This window comes from Lysobacter sp. Root690, from assembly GCF_001427785.1.
GTDB lineage: Bacteria > Pseudomonadota > Gammaproteobacteria > Xanthomonadales > Xanthomonadaceae > Lysobacter.
On the sequence record NZ_LMHM01000017.1, the window covers coordinates 460,533 to 473,251 of the forward strand.

The following is a 12,719-nucleotide window of genomic DNA, read 5'->3' on the forward strand; positions in this document are numbered from 1 at the left end:
TTGTCGCGATGGATGGAACTCAGGACTTCGCGGCTTGTTGCTCGCGTTCGATCGCGCGCCAGCCGATGTCGTTGCGATGGAATTCGCCGTCCCAGCCGATCTTCGCCAATGCGGCGTAGGCTCCGCGCTGCGCCTGGGCGACGTCGTCGCCGAGCGCGCACACGCACAGCACGCGACCGCCGGCGGTCAGCACTTCGCCGTTCGCGCCGAGCTTGGTGCCGGCCTGGAAGACTTTCGCGTGCGCGGGCTGCGCCGCGTCCAGGCCGTGGATGACGTCGCCGGCCTTCGGCGTGTCCGGATAGTTCGCCGCGGCCATCACCACGCCGAGCGAGGGACGCGGGTTCCACTGCGCTTGGGTCGTGTCGAGCTTGCCGTCGAGCGCGGCTTCGACCAGATCGAGCAGGTCCGAATCCAGACGCAGCATCACCGGCTGGGTTTCCGGGTCGCCGAAGCGCACGTTGAATTCGATGACTTTCGGCGCGCCGTGCGCGTCGATCATCAGGCCGGCGTAGAGGAAGCCGGTGAACGGGACGCCGTCGGCGATCATGCCGTCGACGGTCGGCATCACCACTTCGCGCATCACGCGCGCATGCACGTCGGGCGTCACCACCGGCGCGGGCGAGTACGCGCCCATGCCGCCGGTATTGGGACCGGTGTCGCCGTCGAACACGCGCTTGTGGTCCTGCGAGGTCGCCATCGGCAGCGCGTGCTTGCCGTCGACCATCGAGATGAAGCTGGCTTCTTCGCCGTCGAGGAATTCCTCGATCACCACGCGCGCGCCGGCGGCGCCGAAGGCGTTGCCCGAAAGCATGTCGGTGACCGCGGCTTCGGCTTCTTCCAGGGTCATCGCCACGATCACGCCCTTGCCGGCGGCGAGGCCATCGGCCTTGACCACGATCGGCGCGCCTTTCTCACGAACGTAAGCCAGTGCGGCGTCGACGTCGGTGTGCACGGCGTAGTACGCGGTTGGGATGCCATGGCGGGCGAGAAAATCCTTGGCGTAGGCCTTGCTGCCTTCGAGCTGGGCGGCGGCGGCGGTCGGTCCGAAGATTCGTAGGCCGGCGGCGCGGAAGCGGTCGACCACGCCGGCCACGAGCGGCGCTTCGGGGCCGACGACGGTCAGCGCGACGTTTTCGTCGGCGACCAGTTTGAGCAGGCCGTCGATGTCGGTGGCGGCCACGGCGACATTGCGGCAGCGTCCTTCGTGCGCGGTGCCGGCGTTGCCGGGCGCGACCAGCACTTCGTCGATGCGCGGCGACTGGGCGAGCTTCCAGGCCAGCGCGTGTTCGCGTCCGCCGGAACCGATGACGAGGACTTTCATGGATGCTCCTGGCCACGACGGGCCGCGATGGCGTGGGGTACGCGGATTCGGGATTTTACGCGAGTGAGGGGCGGGGTTGAGCGTTGCCGGGTGATTCGTTGCCGGTGAATGTCGGATGTGGATTGCGAGCGAGGTCTCGGGGATGCGACGTGGGTGAGGTGTCGTGGGTCGCCGCTTGCGCCGCTCCTACAGTCGGACCTCGCGATCAACATCGCTATCGTTTAGAGCGCATCGTCGTGGCCGGAGCCCCTGTATGAGCGGCGCAAGCCGCGACCGCGACACTTCGCGCGCGACGCGACCACGATGCCTCGACCACCACCCGGATTACTGGATCGCAGACCCCGACGCAATCACTCCATCCTTGCGCATCCGCGCGATCGCCAGATCCGCCAGGCTGTCCCACAACGGCGGCGGCAGCCGGTTCTTGCGCAGGTGCCACAGCAAGGCGATGGATTGCGAGCGGCCTTCGCGCCAGGTGAGCGTCGCGCGCCACGAGGGTTGCAGGGTTTTCGGGTCCAGCAGTTCGACCCGGTAATGCTGCTCGCTGACGGTGCGGCCGTCGTACTGCAGGTCCTGCAACGCGACCCGCAGCACCGGCGCGTTGAATTCGCGCAGGCGGTGCATGGTTTGCGTCTGGTACTGCGCGGCGGCGTTGCGGTCGGCGGCGCGGGTGGTCTGGCCGAAGCGTTCTTCGTCGCTGCGCGCGGCGTATTCGCGGGTGTTGTAGCCCAGTTGGTCGAAGCGCTTGGCCAGCGCGCGCGCGACCTGCACGGTGTAGTCGCGGCGCAGGCCCGCGCCGATTTCCAGCGACACGTCGGGTTCGACCAGCAGCACCGCGAGCGACGAGCCGTCGATGCGGTAGTCGCCGAGCGTTTCGCTGTCGACCGCCTGCCGGCGCGTGTACTGCCACGCGCCCCAGATCGCCATCACCACCAGCAACACCGCGAGCACGGTGAGCTTGCGCGCGATCGAACGGCCGAGATGGCGGCCCAACGACGGCCGGCCGCTCAGGCCTGTCGCCACATCAAGCTCGGCCTTGGGCCCGGAGGTACTTGGCTTGGACGCGCCGGGCTTGGACGAGTCGGAATCAGAAGGATCGGACATAAGCGATCAAGCGCCACCGCGAGCGCCGAAGCGATCGCGGCCACGCAAACCCTCGACGTCAATGACGGAAATGACGCACGCCGGTGAACACCATCGCCAGCCCGTGTTCGTCGGCGGCGGCGATGACTTCGTTGTCGCGCATCGAGCCGCCCGGCTGGATCACCGCCTTGATGCCGGCCGCGGCCGCGGCGTCGATGCCGTCGCGGAACGGGAAGAACGCATCCGAGGCCATCACCGAACCGGGCACGACCAGACCGGCTTCCTCGGCCTTGAGCGCGGCGATCTTGGCGCTGACCACGCGGCTCATCTGGCCGGCGCCGATGCCGATGCTGCGGTGATCGCGCGCATAGACGATGGCGTTGGACTTGACGAACTTGGCGATGCGCCAGGCGAACAGCAGATCGCTGAGCTGCGCGTCGGTCGGGGCGAGCTTGCTGACCACTTTCAACTCATCGCGGCCGACTTCGCGCAGATCCGCGCTCTGCACCAGCAGGCCCGAGCCGATGCGCTTGATGTCCTGCGCATTGCGGCCCTCGCCGTGCGCGATGCGCAGCACGCGCACGTTGGCCTTCTTCTTGGCGTAGTCGATCGCCGCGTCGTCGTAATCCGGCGCGATCAGCACTTCGACGAACTGACGGTCGAGGATGACCTTGGCGGTGGCCGCGTCGAGCCTGGTGTTGAAGGCGATGATGCCGCCGAACGCCGAGGTCGGGTCGGTCGCATACGCCAACTCGTAGGCGTCGCCGCAGGCCACGCCTTGCGCCACGCCGCAGGGGTTGGCGTGCTTGACGATCACGCAGGCGGGGTTTTCGAACTGGCGCACGCATTCCCAAGCCGCGTCGGCATCGGCGAGGTTGTTGTAGCTCAGCTCCTTGCCCTGCAACTGGGTGAAGGTGGACAGGGTGCCGGGCAGCGGGTTGACGTCGCGGTAGAACGCGCCGAGCTGGTGCGGGTTTTCGCCGTAGCGCAGATCCATGACCTTGACGAAGCTGGCGTTGTGCTGGGCCGGGAACGCCTGCGCACTGCCGTCCTCGGCGATCGCCGAGAGGTGATTGCTGATCGCCGCGTCGTACTGGGCGACGCGGTTGAACGCGGCCACCGACAGGGCGAAGCGAGTCTTACCGCTGAGCGCGCCGTCGTTGCCGTTCAATTCCTCGATCAAGCCGGCGTACTGGGCCGGATCGGTCGCGACCGCGACCCGGGCGAAGTTCTTCGCCGCCGAGCGCAGCATCGCCGGGCCGCCGATGTCGATGTTCTCGATGATGTCGTCGAAGCTGCTGGCCGGATCGGCCGCGACTTTCTCGAACGGGTACAGGTTCAGCACCAGCAGGTCGATCGCGGCGATGCCGTGCTGGGCCATGACCGCGTCGTCGGTGCCGGCGCGGCCGAGCAGGCCGCCGTGGACCAGCGGATGCAGGGTCTTGACCCGGCCGTCCATCATTTCCGGGAAGCCGGTGACCTCGGACACGTCGCGCACGGCCAGGCCGGCGTCGCGGATGGCCTTGGCGGTGCCGCCGGTGGACAGCAGTTCGACCCCGCGCGCGGCCAGGGCCTGGGCGAGTTCGATGAGGCCGGTCTTGTCGGACACGGACAGCAGGGCGCGGCGGATGTGAACCGGCGTGCCGGTCGAGCGATCGGAGGTCATTCGGGGATGGGGGGCAGCGGAAGGGCGCGGGAATTATAGCGGGGGTGGGCCGCCGGGCCGGCCCGTTCAGGCCGCGATTGCGCATCTGCGGCCACTCCGGCCCGCGCCGCGCGACGCCGCCACCGCCGCGCGGCCGGTATCGGCACCGCCACGCTGATCCGGCGGGCCAGTATTTCGATACCGCGTGCATCCGCGGGCATGGGGACCGCGATCTTTGTCCGCAGCCGCTAAGCTGATCGGCGATCGCCCGCGAGGGTTTCAGGAACGCACAGGGAATGGCTTCGATCTACGCTTTGAAAGGACGCTTCCAGGCGCTGCTGCGGCCGCTGGTGCAGCGTTTGTACGCGCTGGGCGTCACCGCCAATCAAGTCACCACCGCGGCGGCGGCGGTCTCGCTCGGCGTGGCCGCGCTGGTGTACTGGGGCGCGCCGGCCCGGCCGTGGCTGTTCGCGCTGCTTCCGCTGTGGATGTTCGCGCGCATGGCGATGAACGCGGTCGACGGCATGCTGGCGCGCGAGTTCGGCCAGCAATCGCGGCTGGGCGCCTACCTCAACGAATTGTGCGATGTGGTGTCCGACAGCGCCTTGTACCTGGCCTTGTTCGCGGTCGCCGGCCTGCATCCGGCGCCGTTGCTGGCGTTCGTGCTGTTGGCGGTGTTGACCGAGTATGCCGGGGTGCTCGGGCCGATGATCGGCGCGCCGCGCCGCTACGACGGGCCGATGGGCAAGAGCGACCGCGCGTTCGTGGTCGGTTTGCTGGGGACGTTGCTCGCGCTGGGCTGGATCGGCGCGCGCGCCACGGAACTGATGTTGATCGTCGCCGGTCTGCTTTGCGTGTTGACCGTGGTGCGCCGCGTGCGCGCCGGTTTGCGGCATGATGCCGCGCAGGACGCCGCAGTACCGCAACAAGGAGAAGGTTGATGAGGGAAGTACAGGAACGCCAGTTCGCCAGTTTCGACGGCACCTCGCTGTTCTATCGTTATTGGCCCGCGAGCGCGCCGGTCGCCGGCCAGCCGCGCCGCGCGATCGTGCTGCTGCATCGTGGCCACGAGCATTCCGGCCGGGTCCAGCATCTGGTCGCCGAGCTGGGCATGGAGGATGCCGACTTCTTCGCCTGGGACGCGCGCGGCAACGGCCGCTCGCCCGGCGATCGCGGCGATGCGCCCGGTTTCGATGCGCTGGTGCGTGATCTGGACCGTTTCGTCGCTCACATCGGCGCCAGCCACGGCATCAGCGTCGAAGACACCGCGCTGATCGCGCAAAGTGTCGGCGCGGTGGTCGCCGCGACCTGGGTCCACGACTACGCGCCGCGCCTGCGCGCGCTGGTGCTCGCCTCGCCGGCGTTCAAGGTCAAGCTGTACGTGCCGCTGGCGGTGCCGGGCCTGAAGCTGATGCAGAAGTTGCGCGGCAATTTCTTCGTCAACAGCTATGTCAAGCCGCAGTGGCTGACGCACGATCCCGAACGGGTGGAAAGCTATCGCACCGATCCGTTGATCACCCGGCCGATTTCGGTGCGGGTGTTGTTGGGGTTGTATGAGGCGGCCGAACGCATCGTCGCCGACGCGCAGGCGATCACGGTGCCGACGCAGCTCTTGGTCTCGGGTTCGGATTTTGTCGTGCATCGCGGCCCGCAGGACCGGTTCTACGAGCGCCTGGGATCGAGCATCAAGGAACGCCATCTGCTGCAGGGCTTCTATCACGACACTCTGGGCGAGAAGGGCCGGATCGCCGCGATCAACCGCATCCGCGCGTTCGTGCAGGCGCGTTTCGCCGAACCGCTGCGCCGCGCAGATCTGCTCGACGCGCATCGTCACGGCGCGAGCTTCGAGGAATCGGAAAAACTCTCGTGGCCTCCGGAACGCTGGTCGCTGGCCGACCTGCGCTGGCGTTTCACCCGCGCCGGGCTGCGCTTCGGCGGCAACTTCTCCGAAGGCATCAAGCTCGGCCTGGACACCGGTTTCGATTCGGGCAGCAGCCTGGATTATGTCTACCGCGACGAGGCGCGCGGCAAAGGGCCGCTGGGGCGCATGATCGATCGCAACTACCTCGATGCGATCGGCTGGCGCGGCATCCGCGTGCGCCGCACCCATATGCACGAGATGCTGCGCGAAGCGATGCGGCGCCTGCGCGCGGCTTCGATGCCGGTGCATGCGGTCGATATCGCCGCCGGTCATGGCCGCTATGCGCTCGAGGCGCTGGCCGGCGGCAACGAGCGCGCCGATTCGATTCGTTTGCGCGACTACAGCGAGCTCAATGTCGACAAGGGCCGCGCCTTGATCGAAACCCTCGGTGCTGGCGCGCTCGCGCGCTTCGACCAGGGCGACGCGTTCGACCGCAACGCCCTGGCCGCGCTCGACCCGCGGCCGACCCTGGCGGTGGTCTCGGGCCTGTACGAGTTGTTTCCCGACAACGCGCTGGTGCGGCGTTCGCTCGATGGCCTGGCCGCGGCGGTGCCGCCGGGCGGTTTCATCGTCTACACCGGCCAGCCCTGGCATCCGCAACTGGAGTTCATCGCCCGCGCGCTGACCAGCCATCGCGGCGGCGAGGCTTGGGTGATGCGCCGGCGCAGCCAGCAGGAGATGGACGATCTGGTGCGCGCGGCGGGTTTCGTCAAGATCGATCAGCGCATCGACGCCTGGGGCATCTTCACCGTATCGCTGGCGCAGCGGGTCGACGCATGACCGCTGCGTCCGCGCGGCGTCCGTGGGGGCGGGCGCTGCTGTGGCTGCTGTTCCTAGGGCCGCTGTTCTTTCTGAGCTACGGCTACGCCAATTCGGTCGCGGCCGCGCGCGCGGACGTTCCCAGCATCGTGTTCGACTGGGAACGGGCGATGCCGTTCTGGGCCTGGACGATCGTGCCGTACTGGTCGATCGACGTGTTCTACGGGATCTCGCTGTTCGTCTGCCGCGACCGGCGCGAACTCGATACCCAGGCCTTGCGGTTGTTGAGCGCGCAGGTCGTCGCGATCTCGTGTTTCCTGCTGTTCCCGCTGCATTTCAGCTTCACCCGGCCCGAGACCGGCGGCGTGTTCGGCTGGTTGTTCGACGTGCTGCTGGGCTTCGACAAGCCGTTCAACCAGGCGCCGTCGTTGCACATCGTGCTGCTGATCGTGCTGTGGGTGCGTTTCGCCCAGCACCTGGGCGGCGCTTGGCGCTGGATGCTTCACGTTTGGTTCGCGCTGATCGGCGTGTCGGTGTTGACGACGTATCAGCATCACTTCATCGACCTGCCGACGGGCGTGCTGGCCGGTTGGCTGTGCGTGTGGCTGTGGCCCGAACGTGTCGCCGCGCCGTGGCGGCATGCGGCGCTCGCGCGCGATCCGCAGCGTTGGAGGTTGGCGCTGATCTATCTGGCCGGCGCCGGTGCGTGTGCGTATGCCGCGATCGCGCTGGGTGGCGTGGGGCTGTGGCTGCTGTGGCCGGCGCTGTCGTTGCTGCTGGTGGCGCTGAACTACGCGTTGCTCGGCGCCGCCGGCTTCCAGAAACGCGACGACGGCCGTCTGAGCATGGCCGCGCTCTGGTTGTATACGCCGTACCTGCTCGGCGCGTGGCTCAATTCGCGCTGGTGGACGCGCAACGCGCCGCAGCCGGTGTGGGTGATCGACGAAGTCTGGTTGGGCCGGGTGCCCGGCCGCGGCGAACGCGACGGCTATGCGCGGGTGATCGATGTCAGCGCGGAGTTGCCGTTGCGGTCGTGGCGATCGGGCGACGTTGTCCGGCCGATGTTGGATCTGGTCGCGCCGAGCGCCGAGCAGTTGCGCGCGGCCGCCATCGATATCGAATCGATGCGCGGCCACGGCGAGATCTTGGTCTGCTGCGCCCTGGGCTATTCGCGCAGCGCCGCCGCGGTCGCGGCCTGGCTGCTGCACAGCGGCCGCGTGGCCACGGTGGACGAGGCGATCGCGATCCTGCGCAAGGCGCGGCCGGCGATCGTGCTGCGCGACCGGCATCGGCGCGCGCTGGGGTTGATGACGCGCGAAGCGGCGATGGCACGCACGCAGGTTCCGGACGGACACGCCGCATGAGCGACCCGCAAACGCCGCCGCCGAGCGACAACTCCGCTGCGACCACGGCGTTCGACCTGCGCGCGATGGCCGCGCTGCTGGCGCAGGGGCGGCATCTGCGCAATGGCTCGCTGATCGTGCTGGCGGCGACGCTGCTGGGTCTGGTGTGGCCGGGTGTGGATGCCATCCCGGCGTGGCTGCTACTCAGTCTCGGCGCCGGGCTGGCGCAGTTGTATTACGCGGTGCGGGTGGATTTCGACGCGAAGTTGCTGGCCGCGCTGGCCGATCACGGCGATGGCAGCGAGGCCGGCATGCACGCTGCGCGACGTCTGGACGCGAGTCTGATCGCACTGGAACTTTTGCCGCGCGATCGCGCCGGTCGCGATTGGCCAGCGCGCTGGCGCGGCGCGCGCGGCTTGCTGCGCAATCAGGCGTTGTGCCTTTTGGCCCAATTGGCGATGCTGGTCGCGGCCTATGGGCGAGTGTGGCTATGAGTGAAGCGGGGATGGACGAGAATGTATGGACCGCGCCGCGGCGCGCGCTGTGGCAACGCCTGCACCAATACGAATTCGGCGGCGAACACCACGAAGCCTTTCTGACCCGCGTCGCCCACGCCTGCCAGACCACCCGCGAGGGCGCGCAGGCGGCGCTGGAGGAATACCGGCGGTTCTGTTTCCTGGCAATTTCCGCCGGCCATCCGGTCACGCCGAGCGAGCTGATCGATCAGGTCTGGCACGCGCACATGACCGACACCCGCGACTACTGGCAGCGCTTCTGTCCGCAGGTGCTCGAACAATCGCTGCACCACGCGCCCTCGCTCGGCGGCACGCAGGAGCAGGAGCGGCACCAGCAGCAATACCGCGAAACCTACATCAGCTACGAACGCTTCTTCGGCGATCCGCCGGCGGCGCAGTGGCCGTATCCGGCGTTGTCGCGCGCGGCGCAGGCCGCACCCGCGGAGCCGCAATCGGGCCGGCGCACGCCGTTGCGGTTCGTCACGCCCTGGACCGCGCCGCCGCGTGGGGTCGGCAGTTGGGTGTGGATCTGGAGCGTTGCCTGTGCCGCGGTGTATGCATGGGCGGCCTCGGCATCGACACAATTCAATCCGCTGCAATGGCGCGGTTATGAATTTCTCGCGTTCTACATCGCCGCGATCGGCTGCGTGTTCACGCTCGGCGGCGCATTGGAGCGGCGCGTGCGCGGCGCCAACCGGCGCGGCAGCATCAAGGGCGACGATCCCGTCGAACTGGGCTTCCTCGCCGCGGGCGCCGAACGCGCCGCCGATGTGGCGATCGTCGAACTGCTCGATCGCGATGCCCTGCGTCTGGATTTCGCCGGTCACGCCCGCGATGCGGCGCGCACCGGCGCGTGGCTGCGCGCGAACCTGGACGGCGGCAAGCAGGCCCTTCCCGAATCCCTGCGCGAGGCGCTGTGGATCGTGCAGCGCCGACAGAATCTCGACGACGCGCTCGGCGCGCTCAAGCAGCACTACGCCGAATTGGGCGAACAGCTGCAGCGCAAGGGCTGGTGGATGAATCCGGCGCAGGCCTTGCGTGCGCGTCTGCTCGGCACGTTGCCGATCGTCGCCCTGGTCGGACTCGGCCTGAGCAAGATTTTCATCGGCGTGGAGCGCGGCAAGCCGGTCGGTTTCCTGGTGGTGCTGACCGCGCTCGCGAGCGTGCTGGCGCTGGTCCGCTGGGCGTACGCCAAGCGGCGTTCGCGCGCCGGCGACTGGGTGCTGCACGATGCCGATCGCGACTTGTCCAAGCGTCGCGAAGCAAGCGACACCGAAGCTGGCGACACCGAAGCCGGCGCGCGGGTTGCGTTGATGGGCACGGCGGGCCTGATCGACAGCGCCCTGATCGATTACCACACCCTGCGCACGCCGGTGTCGAGCAGCAGCGATGGCAGCGGCGGCAGCAGCAGTTGCGGCAGCAGTAGCAATAGCGGCGGTAGCAGCGACAGTGGCGGCAGCAGTTGCGGATCCAGCGGCTGCGGCGGTTGCGGCGGGGGTGGCGATTGAACGGAGCGACAGCATGAGCGATCCCCACGATCCCCGGCCGTCCGACGAGGTCGCGCCGTTGCCGACCGCAGCGGACGAACCGACGCGGCCCGACTGGCGCATACGCCTGGCCGCGAGGCTGCGTTCGCGCGGCGCCACGCCCAACGGCATTTCCCTGTTCGCGATCGGCCTGGCCGCATTGGCCGGGCTGTCGTTCTTCTTCGCCTTGCGCGATCCGCCGCTGGCCGGGGTGATGCTGCTGTTATTCGCGGCGGTTTGCCTGCAAGGGCGGATGCTGTGCAATCGCCTCGACGGCCTGCTCGCGCGTCGCGGCGGCATGGTCGGCAAGGCCGGCGAGGTCTACAGCGATGCGCCCGACCGGCTCGCCGACACGTTGATTTTTCTCGGCGTCGGTTACGGCCTGGCGCCATGGCTGAGTTGGGCCAGCGACCTGGGCTGGGCCGCATCGCTGCTGTCGGTCGGTACCGCTTACGTGCGCGTGCTCGGCCTGGCCTGCGGTTTGCGCGAACATGCCGAAGGACCGATGTCGCGGCGCATGCGCATGATCGCGATGAGTCTGGCTGCGCTGCTGTCGGCGATCGGTCTGGCCTTGGGATGGACCCAGTGGGTCGAGGCCTTGCTCGCCGCCGCCCTGGCCGCGGTCGCGCTCGGCGCGGCCGTGACCATCGGCTTGCGCCTGCGTTCGATCGTGCGCGAATTGGAGGCCAGATGATTTCGAACTTGCTCGCCAGCAGCTTCAGCGGCGCGATCCGCGCGCTGACCGGCGCGCGCGCGCTGTGGCGCTGCTCGCCGTCGTCGGATCACCGCGTGTACTACGGCAACCACGTCAGTCACGGCGATTTCGTGATGATCTGGTCGGCCTTGCCGCCGGCGTTGCGGCGCCAGGTGCGGCCGGTGGCCGGCGCCGATTACTGGCAGCGCGACGCGCTGCGTCGCTATCTCATCCGCGAAGTGTTCAACGGCGTGTTGATCGAACGCGACCCGGCCCAGCGCAAGCAGGATGCGATCGACACCTTGTGCGACGCGGTCGATGGCGGCAGTTCGCTGATCCTGTTTCCCGAGGGCACGCGCAACCAGGGCGACGAGCCGTTGCTGCCGTTCAAGAGCGGGCTGTATCACCTCGCGCATTGCCGGCCGGAGCTCGAATTCGTGCCGGTGTGGATCGACAACCTCGCCCGGGTCATGCCGAAGGGAAAAGTGTTGCCGCTGCCGCTGCTGTGCACCGCGACTTTCGGCGAGACCCTGCGCCTGCATGCCGACGAAGACAAACAGGCGTTCCTCGACCGCGCGCGCAACGCCTTGCTGGCCTTGTCCGAGCACGGCTTGGGCCATGCCGCGGGCAGCGCCACGACGAGCGGCGCGAACCCCGGCCACGGAGCGGCGGAATGAACGACCTGATCGGTTTCGTGCGCGAATGGCCGCACTCGGTGCTGCTGTTCGCCGGCGTGGCCTGCGTGTTGCTGATCGCGACCATCATCGCCGAATGGCTGCGCTGGAAGACCCGCGATGCGCCCAGCCAGGTGGTGGCCAACCTGGTCGCGCGCATTCGCGCCTGGTGGGTTATGGCGATCGTGGTCGGGCTCGCGTTCGCGATCGGCCGGGTCGGCATGATCGTGTTGTTCGCGATCGTCTCGCTGTTCGCGTTGCGCGAGTTCATTACCCTGACGCCGACCCGGCGCAGCGACTACTACGCCTTGCTGGCGGCGTTCTACGTGGCGCTGCCGTTGCAGTACTGGCTGGTCTATATCGACTGGTACGGGCTGTACACGTTGCTGATCCCGGTCTATGCGTTCTTGCTGCTGCCGATCCTGTCGACCATCGGCGGCGACACCACGCGTTATCTGGAACGCACGGCCAAGGTGCAGTGGGGGCTGATGATCTGCGTGTTCAGCATTTCCCATGTGCCGGCGCTGATCAATCTGCATATTCCCGGCTACGAGGGACGCAATCTGCTGCTGATCGCGTTCCTGGTGATCGTGGTGCAGTCCTCGGACGTGCTGCAGTACGTGTGGGGCAAGTTGTGCGGCAAGCGCCTGATCGCGCCGAAGCTGTCGCCGTCGAAAACCGTCGAAGGTTTCGTAGGCGGCGTCGCCTCGGCGACCGCGCTGGGCGCGGCATTGTGGTGGATCACGCCGTTCACGCCGTTGCAGGCCGCGGCGCTGGCGCTGGTCATCAACCTGATGGGCTTCTACGGCGGCCTGGTGATGTCGGCGATCAAGCGCGATCGCGGGATCAAGGATTGGGGCCACATGATCGAAGGCCATGGCGGCGTGCTCGACCGTCTGGACTCGGTGTGTTTCGCCGCCCCGGTCTTCTTCCATTTGATTCGGTATTGGTGGGTGTAGCCGACGCGCTTGCGAGCCATTGGCTCGCGCGTCGGCTACACGACCGGCCAAGGATGGCCGGGCCGGACGATCCGAAGCCCGCGCCAGTTGCGCCATGGATGGCGGCGAGAAGTTGAAAGAAGCGCCGTACGCGCGCATGCGCGCAGGTCCGGCTAGACGACCGNNNNTGGATGGCCGGGCCGGGCGATCCGAGCCGTCCCCAGTTGCGCCATGGACGGCGGCGAGAAGTTGAAAGAAGCGCCGTACGCGCGCATGCGCGCAGGTCCGGCTAGACGACCG

The 12,719-nt window shown here is 68.2% G+C and carries 11 protein-coding genes; 8 read left to right on the forward strand and 3 right to left on the reverse strand.

Features of this window, described 5'->3' with window-relative positions; all coding sequences use genetic code 11:
• Window positions 1-19: 19 nt before the first annotated feature.
• The 3 genes from purD to purH all read right to left on the reverse strand — a co-directional run bounded on the left by purD (window position 20) and on the right by purH (window position 4,070).
• A complete protein-coding gene (gene purD, locus ASD86_RS22575) occupies window positions 20-1,321 on the reverse strand; it encodes a phosphoribosylamine--glycine ligase (RefSeq protein WP_056116154.1) in 1,302 nt (433 codons plus the stop codon).
• A gap of 324 nt (window positions 1,322-1,645) precedes the next feature.
• Complete coding sequence (locus tag ASD86_RS22580) at window positions 1,646-2,425, reverse strand: hypothetical protein (protein WP_157477027.1); 780 nt, start codon at window positions 2,423-2,425, stop codon at window positions 1,646-1,648.
• Window positions 2,426-2,483: 58 nt separating this feature from the next.
• Window positions 2,484-4,070 carry a bifunctional phosphoribosylaminoimidazolecarboxamide formyltransferase/IMP cyclohydrolase gene (gene purH, locus ASD86_RS22585; RefSeq protein ID WP_056116160.1) on the reverse strand — a complete coding sequence of 529 codons (1,587 nt, stop codon included), beginning with the start codon at window positions 4,068-4,070 and terminating at the stop codon, window positions 2,484-2,486.
• 275 nt (window positions 4,071-4,345) lie between these two features.
• Here purH and ASD86_RS22590 point away from each other — a divergent pair, with 275 nt between their 5' ends.
• Genes ASD86_RS22590 through ASD86_RS22625 form a run of 8 tightly spaced genes read left to right on the forward strand, consistent with a single transcriptional unit; the run spans window position 4,346 to window position 12,440 of the window.
• Window positions 4,346-4,990: a CDP-alcohol phosphatidyltransferase family protein gene (locus tag ASD86_RS22590; protein ID WP_056116163.1), complete on the forward strand. Its 645-nt coding sequence runs from the start codon at window positions 4,346-4,348 to the stop codon at window positions 4,988-4,990.
• Window positions 4,990-6,750 carry a bifunctional alpha/beta hydrolase/class I SAM-dependent methyltransferase gene (locus ASD86_RS22595; RefSeq protein WP_056116165.1) on the forward strand — a complete coding sequence of 587 codons (1,761 nt, stop codon included), beginning with the start codon at window positions 4,990-4,992 and terminating at the stop codon, window positions 6,748-6,750. Before ASD86_RS22590 ends, ASD86_RS22595 begins: the two co-directional genes overlap by 1 nt.
• Complete coding sequence (locus ASD86_RS22600) at window positions 6,747-8,093, forward strand: phosphatase PAP2/dual specificity phosphatase family protein (RefSeq protein WP_056116167.1); 1,347 nt, start codon at window positions 6,747-6,749, stop codon at window positions 8,091-8,093. The genes ASD86_RS22595 and ASD86_RS22600 overlap by 4 nt, the downstream gene beginning before the upstream one ends.
• Entirely contained in the window at window positions 8,090-8,566 is a 477-nt protein-coding gene (locus ASD86_RS22605) for a hypothetical protein (RefSeq protein WP_056116170.1), read from the forward strand. The genes ASD86_RS22600 and ASD86_RS22605 overlap by 4 nt, the downstream gene beginning before the upstream one ends.
• 11 nt (window positions 8,567-8,577) lie before the next feature.
• Window positions 8,578-10,095: a TIGR04222 domain-containing membrane protein gene (locus tag ASD86_RS22610; RefSeq protein WP_056116173.1), complete on the forward strand. Its 1,518-nt coding sequence runs from the start codon at window positions 8,578-8,580 to the stop codon at window positions 10,093-10,095.
• Between the two features lie 13 nt (window positions 10,096-10,108).
• A complete protein-coding gene (locus ASD86_RS22615; RefSeq protein ID WP_157477029.1) occupies window positions 10,109-10,807 on the forward strand; it encodes a CDP-alcohol phosphatidyltransferase family protein in 699 nt (232 codons plus the stop codon).
• On the forward strand, window positions 10,804-11,484 hold the full coding sequence (locus tag ASD86_RS22620) for a lysophospholipid acyltransferase family protein (protein WP_056116176.1): 681 nt from the start codon (window positions 10,804-10,806) through the stop codon (window positions 11,482-11,484). Before ASD86_RS22615 ends, ASD86_RS22620 begins: the two co-directional genes overlap by 4 nt.
• Window positions 11,481-12,440 carry a phosphatidate cytidylyltransferase gene (locus tag ASD86_RS22625; RefSeq protein WP_056116178.1) on the forward strand — a complete coding sequence of 320 codons (960 nt, stop codon included), beginning with the start codon at window positions 11,481-11,483 and terminating at the stop codon, window positions 12,438-12,440. Before ASD86_RS22620 ends, ASD86_RS22625 begins: the two co-directional genes overlap by 4 nt.
• Window positions 12,441-12,719 lie beyond the last annotated feature (279 nt).

What these genes read in the sequence shown, in the direction of transcription:
- purD (WP_056116154.1), bottom strand. Translation starts at nt 1,321, where the DNA reads ATGAAAGTCCTCGTCATCGGTTCCGGCGGACGCGAACACGCGCTGGCC.
- ASD86_RS22580 (WP_157477027.1), bottom strand. Translation starts at nt 2,425, where the DNA reads ATGTCCGATCCTTCTGATTCCGACTCGTCCAAGCCCGGCGCGTCCAAG.
- purH (WP_056116160.1), bottom strand. Translation starts at nt 4,070, where the DNA reads ATGACCTCCGATCGCTCGACCGGCACGCCGGTTCACATCCGCCGCGCC.
- ASD86_RS22590 (WP_056116163.1), top strand. Translation starts at nt 4,346, where the DNA reads ATGGCTTCGATCTACGCTTTGAAAGGACGCTTCCAGGCGCTGCTGCGG.
- ASD86_RS22595 (WP_056116165.1), top strand. Translation starts at nt 4,990, where the DNA reads ATGAGGGAAGTACAGGAACGCCAGTTCGCCAGTTTCGACGGCACCTCG.
- ASD86_RS22600 (WP_056116167.1), top strand. Translation starts at nt 6,747, where the DNA reads ATGACCGCTGCGTCCGCGCGGCGTCCGTGGGGGCGGGCGCTGCTGTGG.
- ASD86_RS22605 (WP_056116170.1), top strand. Translation starts at nt 8,090, where the DNA reads ATGAGCGACCCGCAAACGCCGCCGCCGAGCGACAACTCCGCTGCGACC.
- ASD86_RS22610 (WP_056116173.1), top strand. Translation starts at nt 8,578, where the DNA reads ATGGACGAGAATGTATGGACCGCGCCGCGGCGCGCGCTGTGGCAACGC.
- ASD86_RS22615 (WP_157477029.1), top strand. Translation starts at nt 10,109, where the DNA reads ATGAGCGATCCCCACGATCCCCGGCCGTCCGACGAGGTCGCGCCGTTG.
- ASD86_RS22620 (WP_056116176.1), top strand. Translation starts at nt 10,804, where the DNA reads ATGATTTCGAACTTGCTCGCCAGCAGCTTCAGCGGCGCGATCCGCGCG.
- ASD86_RS22625 (WP_056116178.1), top strand. Translation starts at nt 11,481, where the DNA reads ATGAACGACCTGATCGGTTTCGTGCGCGAATGGCCGCACTCGGTGCTG.